A 17,165-nucleotide genomic window follows, 5' to 3' on the forward strand; every position below is an offset into this window, starting at 1 on the left:
GCCGTTAGGTTGGTAGCCGGCTGATGGGCGGTCGTCCTCCGAGTGCGCTGTGGCGGCGTTCAGTGTTGTAGTGCTCGATCCAGGCTGCAAGTGCTGCTGCTCGTGCCTCGTTGCTGGTGAAGGCGTGCCGGTAGGCCCACTCGGCCTGCAGGGTGCGGTTGAGGCGCTCGACTTTCCCGTTCTGCCAGGGGCAGTGGGGTCGGATGAACTTGTGTGTTGCGCCGAGTGCTGCGACCGCGGCGGCCATGTCGCGTGATCGTCGGTAGCTGAGGTGGTTGTCGGTGATCACGCGCTCGATACGGGAGATCCCGTGATCGGCGAAGTAGGCGGCGGCACGCAGTAGGAACGCTGCGCAGGTCGAGCCCTTCTCGTCGGGCAGGATCTCGGAGTAGGCCAGGCGGGAGTGGTCGTCGAGGAGTGAGTGGACGTAGTCGTAGCCGATGCCGCGAGCACGGACCTGTTCGCTGCGGCCGTGGACACGCCAGCCACCGCCGTCGGGGATCTTGCCGAGCTTCTTGACGTCCATGTGGACCAGCTCGCCCGGTCGTTCGCGTTCGTGACGGACGCCGGTTGCGCGGGAGGCGCGAGTGACGTCGCCGGTGATCGGGTCGCACTCGGCCAGGTAGGGCACCTCGTGGCGGCGCAGGATCCGCGACACGGTGCGGGGTGGGAGTCCGAGCTCGAGGCCGATCCAGTCCCGTCCGCGGCGTTCGCGGTGACGTAGGTCTAACACCCGCTGCTCGACCTCGTCGGGCGTGCGGGTGGGGCTCGTGTGCGGGCGTGAGGAGCGGGTGGCCAGGCCAGACTCGCCTTCGGCGGCGTAGCGGTCGATCCAGGTCTTCACACACTTGCGGGACACGCCCATCGCTTCGGCGATGTGGGCCTGTTTCCAGCCGGCCTGGTGGCGTTGAACGATCAGTCGCCGACCGTGAACCGTCAGCCGGGCACTACCGTGGAACACGAGAACCTCCGGATCGGAGTGGGCCTTAGACAAGCCACATCCCAACCGGAAGTTCTCGTTTACTCAGCCAGACACGCCGCTACCAACGTCCTGACCGGATACACCTAGGCGCCGCGGACGGCCTGGACGTCGAAGCGGAGCTCGACCGTCGAACCGACCACCACCAGGCCCTTCGCGAGCGTCTGCTGCCAGTTGATCGTGAAGTCCTCGCGGTGCAGCTCCGCCTTCGCGACCGCGCCGAGCCGCTCGCCGTTCCACGACCGCAAGCCGAGGTAGCTCGCGTCCAGGCGCACACCGCGGCTCGCGCCGCGCAGGTTGAGTGTGCCGTCGATCTGCCATCGGTCCCCGGCCACGCGCTGGGCCCGGTCGCTGAAGAAGTGGATCTTCGGGAAGCGTTCGACGTCGAGAAAGTCGGGCGAACGCAGGTGCTCGTCCCGCTTCTCCGCGGCGGTGTCGATGCTGGCCGCGTCGATGACGACCTCGATGGACGAGTTCTCGATCCGCTCGCCGACGGTGATGCTGCCGTGGAAGCGCGTGAACCGGCCGTGGACGCGGGACAGGCCGATGTGCCGCGCGACGAAGCGGATCGACGTGTGGTCCGGGTCGATCACCCAGCGGCCCGGGTCGGGCAGGCGGACGCTCGCGTCGGGGTGCAGCTCGAGATCACCCAACGAGGTGTGGTCGCCGCTGGCGACGTCGACGGTGTGGGTGAGTTCGCGGTAACCGCCCGCGGTGATCGTCACCTGGTAGGTGCCGGTGGCCGCAGTGACGACCGCCAGCCCGTAGTCGTCGGACACCGCGCGGAAGACCCGCGGGCTGCGCTTGTGCCGGAGGACCATCTCGGCGCCGGCCAGCGGGTTGCCCGTCTCGTCCCGCAGCCGGGCGCTCACCAGGCCGGCGCCGGCCGCGAAGGTGACGGGCTCCCCCTGTCGGCCGTCACGTCGACGCAGGCGGCTGAACATCGGAGGCGCTCCCATCGGTCGGTGGTCCGCAGGCGACCATAACCAGCCGAACGGCGTTCCGTGACCCGGTCGTTACCAGAGTCACCGCACCGGAACCGCTGAATCACCCCATCCAGTCGAGGCAGATCACGCAGGCGTCATCCTTGGGGTGCCCGTCGGCGGCGTCGACAACGGCCCTGGTCAGCGTCTGCACCACGGCACGCGGGTGCAGCCCGGCGGTCTCCCGCGCCAGCCGTCGCAGGTCCACCGACGCCGCCTCCCGCTCCAGCATCCCGTCGGTCAGGAGGAACAGCCGGTCGGCCGGGCGCAGGTCGACGACCTGGACCTCGTGCGGCTTGTCCTGCAGGCCGGTGCCGAACGGGGTGTCGCGGTGCAACGGCACCTCGTGGACATGACCGTCGCGCAGGAGCAGTGGGAGCGGGTGTCCGGCGTTGACGACCTCGGCGCGGCCGCCGTCCAGTTCGACGCGGAACAGCTGGCCGGTCGCGTACGGGATCTTCGCGTGCCGCAGCACGGCCCGGTCGGCCTCCGCCGCCTGGTCGGCGAGGGGCCGGTTCGCCCGGCGGGCGCCGCGCAGCGCACCCATCAGCAGGGTCGCGACCAGGCCGGACTGGACGTCGTGGCCGACCGCGTCGGTGATCGACAGGTTCAGCGCGTCGTGGTCGAGGGCGTAGTCGTAGGTGTCGCCGCCCACGTCGTCGGCGGGCACCAGCGCGCAGGCGAGCGTGAACTCCGGGGCCTCGCAGGACGGGGCGGGCGGCAGCAGCTGGTGCTGGATCTCGGCCGCGAGGCTGACCTGAGTGGTGCGCTCGCCCCACTCGTAGAGATCGGTGAAGCGCCGGTCGGTGACGATCAGGTAGGCGAGGGCGTGGGCCACCTCGCCCACCTGCCGCAGCACGTCGGGGCCAGGCACGGTCGTTTCGAGCAGGCCGATGGCGTCGCCGCGGTGCGTGACGGGCACGATGACGCGCCCCTGGTCGTGGAACGGCTCCTGGCTGTACAGGACGCGCTCGTAAACGCTGCCGGCCAGGTCCACGCGCTCGGCGTCCGCGCCGTGCAGTGCCGTTCCGTCGAGGCGCACCAGCTCGCGGCCCACGAGGTCGACGAGCAGGAACGAGGTGTCCGACGCGGCGAAGCGCTCGGCCAGGTAGGCGGCGACCACGTCGACCGAGCGGACCGGAGAGGCGCGCTCGGCGGCGGCGAGCACCGACGCGAGGCCGGACGGGACATCGGACATCCCCGCGCTCCCTCCCTTCGGTGGCGCCGTGGGTACCCGCTCACCCGCGCCGGTTAACCCTGGAGCGGCGGGCCGTGTCGGATTCGCGGTGGCTCGTTCGTAGCAGAGGTGAAGCTCGGCACCAGGCCGGGCCGCGTGGGAGGGGTTTACCGATGACGGGTGGTTCGGCACACGAGATCAGGCCGCTGCGGTTCGGCGTCGTCGCACCGATCACCACTGACGTGCCGGCTTGGCGCGATCAGTTGCGTGGGCTGGCCGACAGTGGTTTCTCGACGGTCCTGATGCCCGACGTGCCGGAGTGGCAGCCGGCACCGGGCCCGGCGCTCGCCATGGCGGCGACGATCACCGGCCTGCGCGTGGGCACCTGGGTGTACGCATCTCCGGTTCGACCCGCGTGGATCACCGCGTGGGAGGCGCACTCGCTGTCCGTGCTCACCGAAGGGCGGTTCGAAATGGGCATCGGCACCGGCCGGCCCGGGATCGCCGACCAACTCCGTGAGCTGGGTCTGCCGCTCCCTCCGGAGGGCCAACGGTGGAGCCAGGTGCGTGACGTCGTCGCCGCCCTGCGTGAGCTCGACGGTCCGGACCTGCACACCCCGGTGGCCATGGCCGTGCGCGGCCCGAAGGCACAAGCGGTGGCGGCCGAACTCGCCGACACAGTGACCTTCGTGATGCCACAGATCGAAACGCGGGCGGCGACGATGCAACGGGTACAACGCTTCGACAACTGCCGCGGCGCGGAACTGGCGTTGCACGTGCCCGTGGTCGGCGACTCGGTCGCTGCGTTCATGGCCGCACCCGACACGGACCCCACCGCCGTCCGGGCCGCGGACTCGCTCGCGTTCCTGCCCAGCGACCCCGCTGCCGCTGCCGAGGAAATCCAACGGCGACGCGAGGAGATCGGCTTCTCCTACTTCGTGTTCGGCGCTGGCGCCGCCGATGCCCTGGCGCCGGTGGTCGCCGAGCTCGCTGGACGGTAGGCAGCCAACAACAAGTCAGCCCCCGTTTCCCTTGGTTGGGAAACGGGGCTTGACCTGTTGTGGGCCCAGGAGGACTTGAACCTCCGACCTCTTCGTTATCAGCGAAGCGCTCTAACCGCCTGAGCTATGGGCCCTCGAACGGAGAGAAGACTACAACATGCCTTCTACTCGCGTTCCGACAGGGTCACCTCTAGGCCTCCGGCCAGGTCGGCGGACACGTTGTAGATGAACGCGCTCACCGTGGCCAGCGCCGAGAGCAGCACGATGTTGATCGCGCCGAGGATGGCCGCGATGCCGAACACCCGGCCGGCGCTGATGAGTGGTTCGTTGGTCACGCCGGCGCCCTCGCCGGACACCAGGGACGAGTAGGTGCCGTTCAGCTTGTCCCACACGCCCATGCCGTCGAGCACCGTGTACAGCACGCCGACGGCCACCAGCCACACGAAGAACAGCGCGACACCGAGAACCAGCGACAGCTTCAGCACCGACCACGGGTCGAACCGCTTGATCTGCAGGCTCGCCCGCCGCGGGCCGCGGCCGGGGCGGCGCAGTGCGCTGGGCGTCGAACGTCCCTTGGTGCCGGCACTGGCGACGCTCACCGTTTCCTGCCCCCTCAACCCTGACAACGCGTCGTCGGGCGCCGCGGGGTTGCCGAACAGACCCTGCGCCGCCGAACCGGTGACGACCGGCTGGTCGTCACCGTTCGAGTACAACACAGTTTTCTCGGCCTGGCCTTCCGACGACCACCCGTCCCGGTAACCGCCGGCCTTGGGGTCGGTCGTCGTGCCCTGACCGGCGTCGCGGCTCAGCCGCTGCCAGGGCGGCGTGCCCGCGTCACCGGTCTGCGCACCGTGCTGTTCGGGGTTCTCCGGTGTCGTCACTTAGCTCTCTTCCGAGACGGGTTCTTCGGTTCCTCCGTTGCCTTCACCATTACCGACGCCCGAGGGCTCATCAGCGTTGCGTGCGACCGCGAGGAGAGTCGTCCCCTCGCCCAGGTTGATCAACCGCACGCCCTTCGTCTGCCTGCCGGCCTTGCGCACCTGGTCCGCGGGCGTGCGGATGACGCCGCCGCTGGAGGTGATGGCGTAGAGCTCGTCGTCGGCGTCGACGATGAGCGCCCCCACCAGCCTGCCACGCTTGCGGTCGTGCTGGATGGTCAGCACGCCCTTGCCGCCGCGGCCCTGCACCGGGTAGTCCTCGATCGGCGTCCGCTTGGCGTAACCACCGTCGGTCGCGACCAGCAGGAACTTGTCCGGCTTGACCACGTTCAGCGCGAGCAGCTCGTCGCCGTCGTTGAACCGCATGCCGAGCACACCCGACGTCGGGCGGCCCATCGGGCGCAGCGTCTCGTCGGTGGCGTGGAAGCGGATCGATTGGCCCTCGGCCGACACCAGCAGCAGGTCGTCCTCCGGGCCGGCGAGCACCGCGCCGACCAGCTCGTCACCCTCGCGCAGGTTGATGCCGATCAGACCGCCGGAGCGGTTCGAGTCGAACTCGCTCAGCCGCGTCTTCTTGACCAGGCCCTTCTTCGTGGCCAGCACCAGGTACGGCGCGACCTCGTAGTTCGGGATCTCGATGATCTGCGCGATCGTCTCGTCCGGCTGGAACGCCAGCAGGTTCGCGACGTGCTGGCCGCGGGCGGCGCGGTTGGCCTCGGGCAGCTCGTACGCCTTCGCGCGGTAGACGCGGCCCTTGTTCGTGAAGAACAGGATCCAGTCGTGCGTCGAGCACACGAAGAAGTGCTGGACGATGTCGTCCTGCTTGAGCTGCGCGCCCTGCACGCCCTTGCCGCCGCGGCGCTGCGACCGGTACAGGTCGGTCTTGGTGCGCTTCGCGTAGCCGGTGCGCGTGATGGTGACCACCACGTCCTCGACCGCGATCAGGTCCTCCACCGACACGTCGCCGTCGAACGGGATGATCTGGGTGCGCCGGTCGTCGCCGAACTTGTCGACGATCTCGGTCAGCTCGTCCTTGACGATCTGCCGCTGGCGCTCCGGCTTCTCCAGGATGTCCTGCAGGTCGGCGATCTCCAGCTCGATCTTCGCCAGTTCGTCGACGATCTTCTGCCGCTCCAGGGCGGCCAGCCTGCGCAGCTGCATGTCCAGGATCGCGGTGGCCTGGATCTCGTCGATGTCCAGCAGCTCGATCAGGCCGGCGCGCGCCTCGTCGACCGTCGGCGACCGGCGGATCAACGCGATGACCTCGTCCAGCTGGTCCAGCGCCTTGACCAGACCACGCAGGATGTGGGCGCGTTCCTCGGCCTTGCGCAGGCGGAACCGGGTCCGCCGGACGATGACCTCGATCTGGTGCTTGACGTAGTGCCGGACGACCTGGTCCAGCCGCAGCGTCCGGGGCACGCCGTCGACCAGCGCCAGCATGTTGACGCCGAAGTTGTACTGCAGCTGGGTGTGCTTGTAGAGGTTGTTCAGCACGACCTTGGCGACCGCGTCCCGCTTGAGCGTGACCACGATCCGCATGCCGCGGCGGCTGTTGGACTCGTCGGCGATGTCCGCGATGCCGGTCAGCTTCCCGTCGCGCACCAGGCTCGCGATGTTCTCCACCAGGTTGTCCGGGTTGACCTGGTAGGGCAGCTCGGTGACGACCAGGGTGGTGCGGCCGCGGGAGTCCTCCTCGACCTCGACCACCGCGCGCATCCGGATCGAACCGCGCCCGGTCCGGTAGGCCTCCTCGATGCCGGAGGTGCCCAGGATCAGGCCCTTCGTCGGGAAGTCCGGGCCCTTGATGCGCTGCATGAGCGCGGCCAGCGTCTCGTCGTCGCCGGCCTCCCAGTTGTCCAGCGCCCACACGACGCCGTCGGCGACCTCGCGCAGGTTGTGCGGCGGGATGTTGGTCGCCATGCCGACCGCGATGCCCGACGTGCCGTTGACCAGCAGGTTCGGGATCCGCGCCGGCAGGACGTCCGGCTCCTGCGTGCGCCCGTCGTAGTTGGGCGAGAAGTCGACGGTCTCCTCTTCGATGTCCCGCAGCATCTCCATGGCCAGCGGGTCGAGGCGCGACTCGGTGTACCGCATGGCCGCCGCGGGGTCGTTGCCCGGCGAGCCGAAGTTGCCCTGGCCGTCGATCAGCGGGTAGCGCATCGACCACGGCTGGGCCAGTCGCACGAGCGCGTCGTAGATCGCCGAGTCGCCGTGCGGGTGGTAGTTGCCCATCACGTCGCCGACCACGCGCGAGCACTTGTTGTACCCGCGCTCGGGCCGGAACCCGGAGTCATACATCGAGTAGAGGACGCGGCGGTGCACCGGCTTCAGGCCGTCCCGCACGTCCGGCAGCGCCCGCGACACGATCACGCTCATCGCGTATTCGATGTACGAGCGCTGCATCTCCTGCTGGATGTCGACCGGCTCGGTGCGGTCGTGTTCCGGCGGCAAGGTTTCCGTCATGGGGTCCTTCTACTGACGAATGGGAAATCGGAGGCGGGGCGCGCTACACGTCGAGGAAACGGACGTCCTTGGCGTTGCGGGTGATGAACGAGCGCCGGGCTTCGACGTCCTCGCCCATCAGGACGCTGAACAGCTCGTCCGCCGCGGCGGCGTCGTCCAGCGTGACCTGCAGCAGCAGCCGGCGGGACGGGTCCATCGTGGTTTCCCACAGCTCTTCGGCGTTCATCTCGCCGAGACCCTTGTACCGCTGGATGCCGTCTTCCTTCGGCAGCTTCCGCCCGGCTTCGGCGCCGGCGGCGAGCAGGCCGTCGCGCTCCTTGTCCGAGTACGCGTACTCCGGCTCCGACCGCGGCCACTTGATCTTGTACAGCGGCGGCTGCGCGAGGTAGACGTGGCCGTGCTCGATCAGCGGGCGCATGAACCGGAACAGCAGCGTCAGCAGCAGGGTGCGGATGTGCTGGCCGTCGACGTCGGCGTCGGCCATCAGCACGATCTTGTGGTACCGCAGCTTGGACAGGTCGAAGTCGTCGTGGATGCCGGTGCCCAGCGCCGTGATCAGCGACTGGACCTCGTTGTTCTTGAGCACCCGGTCGATGCGGGCCTTCTCCACGTTGATGATCTTGCCCCGGATCGGCAGGATCGCCTGGAACCGCGACTCCCGCCCCTCCTTGGCCGACCCGCCCGCGGAGTCACCCTCCACGATGTAGAGCTCGCACTCCTCCGGGTTGGTCGACTGGCAGTCCTTGAGCTTGCCGGGCAGGCCGCCGATCTCCAGCGCGCCCTTGCGGCGCACCAGGTCACGCGCCCGGCGGGCGGCCATCCGCGCCTGCGCGCTGGACAGCGCCTTGTTGATGATCGTCTTGGCCTCGGCCGGGTTGCGCTCGAACCAGTCGGACAGCCACTCGTTGGTCTTGGACTGGACGAACGACTTGGCCTCGCTGTTGCCCAGCTTGGTCTTGGTCTGGCCCTCGAACTGCGGCTCGGCCAGCTTGATCGAGATGATCGCGGTCAGGCCCTCGCGCACGTCGTCGCCGGAGAGGTTCTCGTCCTTCTCCTTGAGGAGTTTCTTGTCCCGCGCGTACGCGTTGACCACACGGGTCAGCGCAGCGCGGAAGCCCTCCTCGTGGGTCCCACCCTCGTGGGTGTTGATCGTGTTGGCGAAGGTGTGCACCGACGGCGTGAACGAGTTGTTCCACTGCATCGCGACCTCGACCTCGAGGCCGTCGCCCTTGGAGTCGAAGCAGATGATGCTGGAGTGGATCGGGTCCTTCGAGCCGTTGATGTGCTTGACGAAGTCCTCGAGCCCGCCCGGGTAGTGGTAGACGCGCTCCTTGACCCGCGCCTGCTTGCCGTCGGCGTCGGCCTCGGTCTCCGCCTCGGTGACCCGCTCGTCGCGCAACGTGATGCTCAGGCCCTTGTTCAGGAAGGCCATCTCCTGCAGGCGGCGCGAGACCGTCTCCATGTTGTATGTCGTGGTCTCGAAGATGTCCGGGTCGGCCCAGAACGTGGTGGAGGTGCCGGTGCCCTCGGCGGGGCCGACCTCCTCCAGCGGGCCGGGCTTGGAGTGGTCGTAGTGCTGGCGCCACTTCTTGCCGTCGCGGGAGACCTCGACGTCGAGCGCCCTGGACAGGGCGTTGACCACGGAGACGCCGACGCCGTGCAGACCGCCGGAGACCGCGTAGCTCTCGCTGTCGAACTTGCCGCCGGCGTGCAGCACGGTGTGCACGATCTCCAGCGTCGACTTCTTGTGGACCGGGTGCTCCTCGACGGGGATGCCGCGGCCGTCGTCGACGACGCGGACGCCGCCGTCGGCGAGGAGGGTGACCTCGACCTTCGTCGCGTAGCCGGCCATGGCCTCGTCGACCGAGTTGTCCACGACCTCCCAGATCAGGTGGTGCAGACCGCGTTCACCGGTGGAACCGATGTACATGCCTGGCCGCTTGCGGACCGCCTCGAGACCCTCGAGCACCGTGATGGAGGACGCGTTGTAGTCGTTCTGCTGAGCTGCCACGAGCCTGCTTTCTCCTCAGTCTTGCCCAAGGGACTCCCCACTCCCTTCCATCCTACTTGGCCAGCTCTGCTGACATGCCGCAAGGACACCCCTGATTTCGTCACAGAGGCCCGAACGCGAGCGTGGACGGGTCCGGCGCTATCCAGCGGGGGTCGGGCCGCGATACGACGCGCTCAGTCACCCATAGGTGTCGCGCGGCCCGCGACCGGGCACGTGCCGCGGGCCCTTCCGCCAGCTCGGGGCGGTCGGGCCGTGGATGCGCATGCGCTTGACCACACCGTGGCCGACCCCGGCGGCGATCTTGGCGATGAGCTGGCTCTGCAGCAGCCGCAGCTGCGTGGCCCACGCGGTCGAGTCGGCACGGACGGTGAGCTCGCCGTCCTTCAACGTCACCGGCTGGGCGTGCTCGGCGACGTCCTCGCCGACCAGGCGGGCCCACTCGCCGAAGACCCGGCTGCTGGTCACGCGCTCCTGCCAGCCGCGTTCGGCGACCAGCCGCCCGACGAGGCGGCCGAACGGCTGCGGGTCGCGGGCGTCCGGGCCCGCTCCCGACCAGCGGCGCCGGCGCGGGCTCTGGCCGCCGAGCTCGAACTTCCGCCTGCCCGGCTCGGTGCCCCTGGCGTCGGCCTTGGCGCGAGCGGCGGCCAGTGCGGAGCGAACCAGATCACGTCCGGTAGTGTTCCCGTTCGGCCCAGCCGGGACGTCACCGTCCGTGTCTGATCCACTCTTCTGGGGAGTCTGCGCCGCTTGTGACGCGGTTGAAGATCGCTCGTTTGGCCGCTTGGTCACGCGGGGCGATAACGCGTTCACCGTGTTATCCACACTATCCACAGAGTTGTCCCCAGATCGGTGGGTAACTCGTGTGGCCGCGGTCACTCGCTGTGGCTCATCGGGCCGTTCGTCCTCAGGCACTGCGCACCTCCCCGTCGGCGACGGTGAACCGGACCCCGGCCAGTTCCTCGGGCACGTCCTCGTCCACCGCCGCGGTGACCAGCACCTGTTCAGCGCCGGCGGCCACCTCGGCCAGCCGCGACCGGCGCCGCCGGTCGAGCTCGGCGAAGACGTCGTCGAGCAGGAGCACCGGTTCACCCGCTTCCCGCCGCAGCAGCTCGTAGGACGCCAGCCGCAGCGCGAGTGCGAACGACCAGGATTCCCCATGGCTCGCGTAGCCCTTCGCGGGGGCCTCGCCGAGGACGATCTCCAGCTCGTCGCGGTGCGGCCCGACCAGGCTGATCCCCCGTTCCAGCTCCTGCTGCCGCACCTGCGCCATCGCCTCCACCAGGATACCGGTGAGGACCTCCGGTTCGGCGCGTTTCCCGTCCGGAACCCCGTACCCCTCGGGCAGTGCCGCGCCGAGGCTGGACCGGTAGGAGATCTTGGCCGGCCGCGAGTCGGGCGCGACCCCGGCGTAGGCCGCGGTGGTGTGCGGCCCGAGGTCGGCGACCAGGTCCAGCCGGGCGGCGAGCAGCTGGGCGCCGACCACCGAGAGGTGGTTGTCCCACACCTCGAGGGTCGACAGCGCGTACGGGTCGTCGCGCGCGGCACCCTTCTTCTTGCCCGCCGTCTTCAACAACGCGTTGCGCTGCTTGAGGATCCGCTCGTAGTCGGCGCGCACGCCCGCGTACCGGGGCGCGCGCTGCACCAGCAGCTCGTCCATGAACCGGCGGCGCTCGCCCGGGTCGCCACGCACCAGCGCCAGGTCCTCCGGGGAGAACAACACGGTGCGCAGGATCCCGAGGATGTCCCGCGGCTTGCCGACCGCGCCCCGGTTGACCCGGGCGCGGTTCGCCCGGCCGGGGTTGATCTCCAGCTCGACGGTCAGCTCGCGGTCCTCGTTGACCACGGCCGCCCGCACGAGTGCCCGCTCACAACCGTGCCGCACCAGCGGGGCGTCCGTCGCGACCCGGTGCGACCCGAGGGTCGCCAGGTAGCCGATCGCCTCCAGCAGGTTGGTCTTCCCGCGGCCGTTCTGGCCGACGAGGACCGTCGGTCCGGGGGTGAGCGGCAGGTCAGCGTGCTCCCAGGAGCGGAAGTCGGTGACCTGCAGGTGCCGTATGTGCACGGCTGGGTGCCTACTCGCCGGCCTTCTTCACGGCGTGACCGCCGAACTGGTTGCGCAGCGCGGCGACGGCGCGCATCGCGGACGAGTCCTTCCGCCGCGAGGCGAACCGCGCGAACAGCGCGGCCGAGATGACCGGCGCCGGCACCGCGTTGTTGATGGCCTCCTCCAGCGTCCACCGGCCCTCGCCGGAGTCCTCGACGTAACCTTCGAGGTCGTCCAGCTCCGGGTCCTCGTCCAGCGCGCGCACCAGCAGGTCGAGCAGCCAGGACCGGACCACCGTGCCGCGCTGCCAGCCCTTGATCACCGCCGGCACGTCCTCGACGACCTTCGCGGCCTCGAGCAGCTCGAAGCCCTCGGCGTAGGCCTGCATCAGGCCGTACTCGATGCCGTTGTGGATCATCTTCGCGTAGTGGCCGGCGCCAACCGAGCCGGCGTGCGAGAAGCCCTCCTCGCGCGGGCCGTCCGGGCGCAGCGCGTCGAAGATCGGCATGGCGCGCTCGACGAGCTCCTTGTCGCCGCCGACCATCAGGCCGTAGCCGTTCTCCTTGCCCCACACGCCACCGGACACGCCGCAGTCGAGGTAGCCGATGCCCTTGGCGGACAGCACCTCGGCGTTGTGCTTGTCGTCGGTGAACCGGGAGTTGCCGCCGTCGATCACCAGATCGCCCTCGGCGAGCAGCTCACCCAGCTCGGCCACCGTCTCACGCGTCGGCCCGCCCGCGGGGACCATCACCCAGACGATGCGCGGGGCGTCCAGTTTGGACACCATGTCGGCGAGCGAGGTCGAGTCCGAGACCGCCTGGTTGCGGTCGTAGCCGACCACCTCGTGCCCGGCGGCGCGCAGCCGCTCGCGCATGTTGAAGCCCATCCGGCCGAGGCCGACCAGTCCCAGCTGAACCATGGAACTCCCCTTCGTGCTTTCTCCGTCGCGGTCAGCCGGGTAGGCGGACCGGCATCAGTAGATAGAGGTAACCAGGAACGACCTGGCCCTGCTCGTCGGCCGGCTTGATCAAAGCCGGACGGTTCGGGGTGGTGAAGGTCAGCTCGGCGCGGTCGTGGTGCAGCGCGCCCAGACCGTCGACGAGGTAGCCCGGGTTGAACGCGATCGTCACCGGCTCGCCTTCGTACTCCACCGGCAGCTCCTCTTCGGCGCTGCCCTCGTCGTCGCCCCCGGCCGACAGGCGCAGCGAGTTGTCGCCGAACTCCAGCCGGACCTGGGTACCCCGCTCCGCCACCAGCGACACACGTTTGATCGCCTCCGAGAGCGGGGACACCTCGATCACCGCGCGGGAGGAGTGCTGGTTCGGGAGGAGCTGCCGGTATGGGGGGAACTCGGCGTCGAGCAGCCGGGTGGTCGTGTAGCGGCCGTTGCCGGACAGACCGAGCAGGCCCTCGCCGCTGGCGAGCCCGACGGAAACCTTGTTGCCCGCGGTGCCGAGCGACTTGGCGGCCTCGGCGAGGGTGCGCGCCGGGACGAGCACCGCGGCGTCGGCGAGCCCCTCGGCGGGCTCCCACGCGAACTGGCGCATCGCCAGGCGGAAGCGGTCGGTGGCGACGAGGGTGAGCGAGTTGCCGGAGATTTCCAGCCGCATGCCGGTCAGCATCGGCAGGGTGTCGTCCTTGCCAGCCGCGACGGCGACCTGGGTGACCGCCTGGCCGAACGCCTCGCCCGCGACCTCGCCGGCGAACGTCGGCTGGGCAGGCAGCTGCGGGTAGTCCTCGACCGGCATGGTCGGCAGGCTGAACCGGGCGCTGCCGCAGGTGATGGAGGCGCGGGAGCCCTCGACGGAGATCTCGACCGGCTGGGCCGGGAGCGCCTTGGTGATGTCGGCGAGCAGCCGTCCGGACACCAGCAGCCGCCCGCCGTCGGCGATCGTCGCCGGGACGCCGACCGTCGCGGAGACCTCGTAGTCGAAGCCGGAGACGGTGAGGGCGTCGGTCGAGCCGTCGGATCCGGCGTCGAGCAGCACCCCGCCCAGGACCGGGACCGGTGGCCTCGACGGCAGGCTGCGTGCCACCCACGCGACGGCGTCCGCGAGCCCGTCGCGCTCGACGCGGATCTTCATGTGCCCATCCTTTCGACAGCCGAGCCCCTCATCGCGGCCCGAGAAGATCGACAAACGTCCCCGGGCAGGCCTCGAGCAGCGCGCTGACCAGGGATCTCGCAGTGTGGTGTGGCCCGGTGCCGATGTCGCCAACGACGAGCGGGCTGGGTGTGGATACCCACGTTAGAACGTGAGCGGCACCGGCGTCACTCGGGGCAGCCCATCGATTTGTCGATAAGACGATCTCGTCCGGAGCTCTGTCCCCATGTCCACAGCCCCCTGTTTTTCTCCGAAGGACTTCTTGAGAAAAAACCAAGGGCAGTGACAGTAATAGGGGCTGTGGATTCTGGGGACTACTGCCGTCGTCGCAGGTCCGCTCGCGCGGCGGGGTGTGGACATCTGTGGAGTACTACCGGTGGACAACTCGGGCCCTCCGTGGACAACTTCGGGCGGTCCCCAAATGATCCACAGTTGTCCCCAGCTGTCCACAGAACTGTCCCCAGTTGTGGGGATGTTCGTCCCCATGGCCGCGCACAGACGCGGTCGCTGTGGAACCAACCCAGTGGGTGACCGCGCTCGCGTCGATCGATGCGTTCTCGTTACTGGGATCACAGATTCCGCGCCGCAGCGCGGCCCGCCGCGGCCGCACTCGCTGTCACACAAGCGATCCCGGCCCACGCGGCGAACGGCAGCCGCTCGCCGAGCACGAGCGCGCCGGCCACTCCCGCCACCGCCGCTTCGAGGCTCTCCAGCACCGCGACCGTGCGCGGCGGAACCCGGCGCAGTGCGGCGAGATCGAGCGAGTACGGGATCACGGCCGACAGCACCGCGACGCCGAATCCCGCCAGCAGCAAGGAAGGCCGCCACACCGGCGCGGTCACGCCGAAGGGCAGGATGAGGATCGCGGCCACCGTCACCGCGAGCGCGAGGATCGATCCATCCGGGACACTCGCGCCGACTTTCCGGCTCAGCACCAGGTATCCGCCCATCGATGCCGCGGACAGCAGAGCGAGCGCGACTCCCGCCGCCGGAAGCGTCGTCCCGGACGGCGAATGGAACAGCCAGACCCCGAAGGCGGCGAGCAGAGCGAAACCGACGTCACGCGCACGCCGTGCCGTCGCCACCGCGACCCCGAGCGGACCGAGCAACTGCAACGCGCTCGCGACACCCAGCGGCAGGAAACCCAGCGCCGGGTAGATCAGGTTCATCCCGGCGATCGCCACGCCGAAACCCAGCACCGGCGGCAGGTTCCGGCGCGACGGCAACACCGGGCGGTGGATCGCCAGTAGGACGAGCGCGGCGAAGGAGAGCCGCAACGCGACCACCCCGCCGGGGCCGGCCGCGGCGAAGAGCTGCTTCCCGAACGCCTGCCCGGTCTGCACGCTGACGACGCTGCCGAGGACGAGAAGTGCGGCTCCCATGTGTTCCGAGTCTTGGCGCGGAGCGGCCGGAGTTCCATCGAGACTTCACGCACGGAACTCTTTAGCCTCCACTACATGATCGACCTCCGGCGCCTGAGCGTCCTCCGGGTACTGGCCGAGCACGGCACCGTCACGGCCGCCGCGGAGGCGCTGCACCTGACCCCGTCGGCGGTCTCGCAGCAACTCCGGTTGCTCGCCAAGGAGGTCGGCGTCGAACTGCTGCGCCGCGACGGTCGCCGCGTCCGGTTGACCCCTGCCGCGGTCGTGTTGCTCGAACACGCGGATTCGCTGTTCGCGCAATGGGAACGAGCGCGGGCCGACCTGACCGCCGGGGAAGAGGCCGGCGCCGTGCGCATGTGCGGCGTCTCCTCGACGGTCGCCGCGTTGCTCGGTCCGGCGGTCACTCGCCTACGGCAGGAGCACCCGCGGCTGACGGCGCGCGTAATAGAAGAGGAAAGCGCTGACTGCTACGAGCTGTTGCTCGCCGAGGCGGCCGACATCGCCGTCGTGCTGCCCACGCCCGAAGCGCCGCCCGTCGACGACCCCCGCTTCACGCAGTGGCCGCTCCTCGACGACCCGCAGGATCTCCTCGTCGCCGCAGGACATCCGCTGACGCGGCAGGACGCGGTGGAACTCGCCGACGCCGCGCGTGAACCGTGGATCGTGAAGCCGCGCCACAACGACACGTACGCGCTCCTGCAGGTCGCTTGCGCCGCTGCCGGTTTCACGCCGCGCATCGCGCACGAAGCCAAGGAGTGGTTCGCGGTGTCCGCGCTCGTCGCCGCCGGGCTCGGGGTGTGCCTCGTGCCGCCGCCGCAGCACGAGGTGGTGCGGATTCCGTTGCGCGGCAACCCGCGTCCGTCGAGGCGCATCGTCGGCTGCGTCCGGCGCGGGAGCGAGGAGCAGTGGCCGATCGCCGGCGCGATCGCGGCGATCGAAGCGGTGTGCGCGGAGCGGGCTACTGACGGGCGCGCTGTTTGATGCGCGCGGTGAGTTCCTGCACCTGGTCGTAGATCCGCCTGCGTTCGGCCATCTCCTTGCGGATCTTCTTGTCCGCGTGCATGACGGTCGTGTGGTCGCGGCCGCCGAACGTCTGCCCGATCTTCGGCAGCGACATGTCCGTCAGCTCACGGCACAGGTACATCGCGATCTGCCGCGCCGTGGCAAGCGCTTTCGTCTTGCCGGGGCCGCACAGGTCGTCGACCGTCACGTCGAAGAACTCGGCCGTGGTGGCCATGATCGTCGGCGCGCTGATCTCCGGCGCCTGCGAGTCCGGGATCAGGTCGCGCAGCACGATCTCCGCGAGACCGACGTCCACGGGTTGCTGGTTCAGCGACGCGAACGCGGTGACGCGGATGAGCGCGCCCTCCAGTTCGCGGATGTTCGCCTCCACCCGCGAGGCGATGAACTCGAGCACGTCACCTGGCACGGCCAGGCGGTCCTGCGCCGCCTTCTTGCGGAGGATCGCGATGCGCGTCTCCAGTTCGGGCGGCTGGATGTCGGTGATGAGGCCCCACTCGAACCGCGTGCGCAGCCGGTCCTCCAGGGTCTCCAGCCGCTTCGGCGGCCGGTCCGAGGACACCACGATCTGCTTGTTCGAGTTGTGCAGCGTGTTGAAGGTGTGGAAGAACTCCTCCTGAGTACCTTCCTTGCCTTCCAGGAACTGGATGTCGTCGACGAGCAGGATGTCGATGTCCCGGTAGCGACGCTGGAACGCCACCTTCCGGTCGTCGCGCAGCGAGTTGATGAAGTCGTTGGTGAACTCTTCGGTCGAGACGTAGCGCACACGCATGCCGGGGAAGAGGCGCTGCGCGTAGTGCCCGACGGCGTGCAGCAGGTGCGTCTTGCCCAGCCCCGACTCACCCCAGATGAACAGCGGGTTGTACGCGCGGGACGGCGCCTCGGCGACGGCGAACGCGGCCGCGTGCGCGAAGCGGTTGGACGCGCCGATGACGAACGTGTCGAACGTGTACTTCTCGTTGAGCCGGGTCTTCGACGTCTCCGGCTGGGCCGGCGCGGTGTAGGGCTGGCCCGCGCTGGGCTGGCCGGAGAACATCGGCCAGATCTCGTGCGCGGCGGCCAGCG

At 69.5% G+C, this 17,165-nt stretch carries 14 protein-coding genes and 1 tRNA gene; 2 read left to right on the plus strand and 13 right to left on the minus strand.

All coding sequences use genetic code 11. The annotated features are described in order from the left end of the window. Positions 1-4: 4 nt before the first annotated feature. The 3 genes from ACCP09_RS16765 to ACCP09_RS16775 form a co-directional block, all read right to left on the minus strand. Complete coding sequence (locus ACCP09_RS16765) at positions 5-961, minus strand: IS481 family transposase (RefSeq protein ID WP_433747684.1); 957 nt, start codon at positions 959-961, stop codon at positions 5-7. 104 nt (positions 962-1,065) lie between these two features. After that, positions 1,066-1,923, minus strand: coding sequence for a YceI family protein (locus ACCP09_RS16770; protein ID WP_433747687.1), 858 nt, complete (start codon positions 1,921-1,923; stop codon positions 1,066-1,068). Between the two features lie 103 nt (positions 1,924-2,026). Further along, positions 2,027-3,160, minus strand: coding sequence for a PP2C family protein-serine/threonine phosphatase (locus tag ACCP09_RS16775; RefSeq protein WP_433747690.1), 1,134 nt, complete (start codon positions 3,158-3,160; stop codon positions 2,027-2,029). A gap of 152 nt (positions 3,161-3,312) precedes the next feature. Here ACCP09_RS16775 and ACCP09_RS16780 point away from each other — a divergent pair, with 152 nt between their 5' ends. Further along, complete coding sequence (locus ACCP09_RS16780; protein WP_027933175.1) at positions 3,313-4,140, plus strand: LLM class flavin-dependent oxidoreductase; 828 nt, start codon at positions 3,313-3,315, stop codon at positions 4,138-4,140. A gap of 60 nt (positions 4,141-4,200) precedes the next feature. Here ACCP09_RS16780 and ACCP09_RS16785 read toward each other — a convergent pair. The 9 genes from ACCP09_RS16785 to ACCP09_RS16825 form a co-directional block, all read right to left on the minus strand. Beyond that, positions 4,201-4,274: transfer RNA gene (locus ACCP09_RS16785), tRNA-Ile, on the minus strand. Between the two features lie 30 nt (positions 4,275-4,304). Further along, on the minus strand, positions 4,305-5,021 hold the full coding sequence (locus tag ACCP09_RS16790) for a DUF3566 domain-containing protein (protein WP_027933176.1): 717 nt from the start codon (positions 5,019-5,021) through the stop codon (positions 4,305-4,307). Then, positions 5,022-7,541: a DNA gyrase subunit A gene (gyrA, locus tag ACCP09_RS16795; protein ID WP_433747695.1), complete on the minus strand. Its 2,520-nt coding sequence runs from the start codon at positions 7,539-7,541 to the stop codon at positions 5,022-5,024. 43 nt (positions 7,542-7,584) lie between these two features. Next, positions 7,585-9,552, minus strand: a complete 1,968-nt coding sequence (gene gyrB / locus ACCP09_RS16800) for a DNA topoisomerase (ATP-hydrolyzing) subunit B (RefSeq protein ID WP_378362304.1) — start codon at positions 9,550-9,552, stop codon at positions 7,585-7,587. A gap of 177 nt (positions 9,553-9,729) precedes the next feature. Then, on the minus strand, positions 9,730-10,341 hold the full coding sequence (locus ACCP09_RS16805) for a DciA family protein (protein ID WP_433747698.1): 612 nt from the start codon (positions 10,339-10,341) through the stop codon (positions 9,730-9,732). A 115-nt stretch (positions 10,342-10,456) separates the two neighbouring features. Next, positions 10,457-11,614: a DNA replication/repair protein RecF gene (gene recF / locus ACCP09_RS16810; RefSeq protein WP_017985953.1), complete on the minus strand. Its 1,158-nt coding sequence runs from the start codon at positions 11,612-11,614 to the stop codon at positions 10,457-10,459. A gap of 10 nt (positions 11,615-11,624) precedes the next feature. Beyond that, positions 11,625-12,515 carry a phosphogluconate dehydrogenase (NAD(+)-dependent, decarboxylating) gene (gene gnd / locus ACCP09_RS16815; protein WP_027933180.1) on the minus strand — a complete coding sequence of 297 codons (891 nt, stop codon included), beginning with the start codon at positions 12,513-12,515 and terminating at the stop codon, positions 11,625-11,627. 31 nt (positions 12,516-12,546) lie between these two features. Beyond that, entirely contained in the window at positions 12,547-13,680 is a 1,134-nt protein-coding gene (gene dnaN / locus ACCP09_RS16820; RefSeq protein WP_433747701.1) for a DNA polymerase III subunit beta, read from the minus strand. Positions 13,681-14,267: 587 nt separating this feature from the next. Next, entirely contained in the window at positions 14,268-15,080 is an 813-nt protein-coding gene (locus ACCP09_RS16825; RefSeq protein ID WP_433747704.1) for an EamA family transporter, read from the minus strand. A 75-nt stretch (positions 15,081-15,155) separates the two neighbouring features. Between ACCP09_RS16825 and ACCP09_RS16830 the strand changes: the two genes are divergently transcribed. Next, a complete protein-coding gene (locus ACCP09_RS16830) occupies positions 15,156-16,061 on the plus strand; it encodes a LysR family transcriptional regulator (RefSeq protein WP_433747707.1) in 906 nt (301 codons plus the stop codon). On the opposite strand, the gene dnaA is transcribed toward ACCP09_RS16830, so the two are convergent. Continuing rightward, a partial coding sequence (gene dnaA / locus ACCP09_RS16835) for a chromosomal replication initiator protein DnaA (protein WP_433747710.1) occupies positions 16,039-17,165 on the minus strand: 1,127 nt, incomplete at its 5' end. The two genes, ACCP09_RS16830 and dnaA, sit on opposite strands and share 23 nt — an antisense overlap.

Source organism: Amycolatopsis sp. 3B14 (genome assembly GCF_050958625.1).
GTDB lineage: Bacteria > Actinomycetota > Actinomycetes > Mycobacteriales > Pseudonocardiaceae > Amycolatopsis_E > Amycolatopsis_E thermoflava.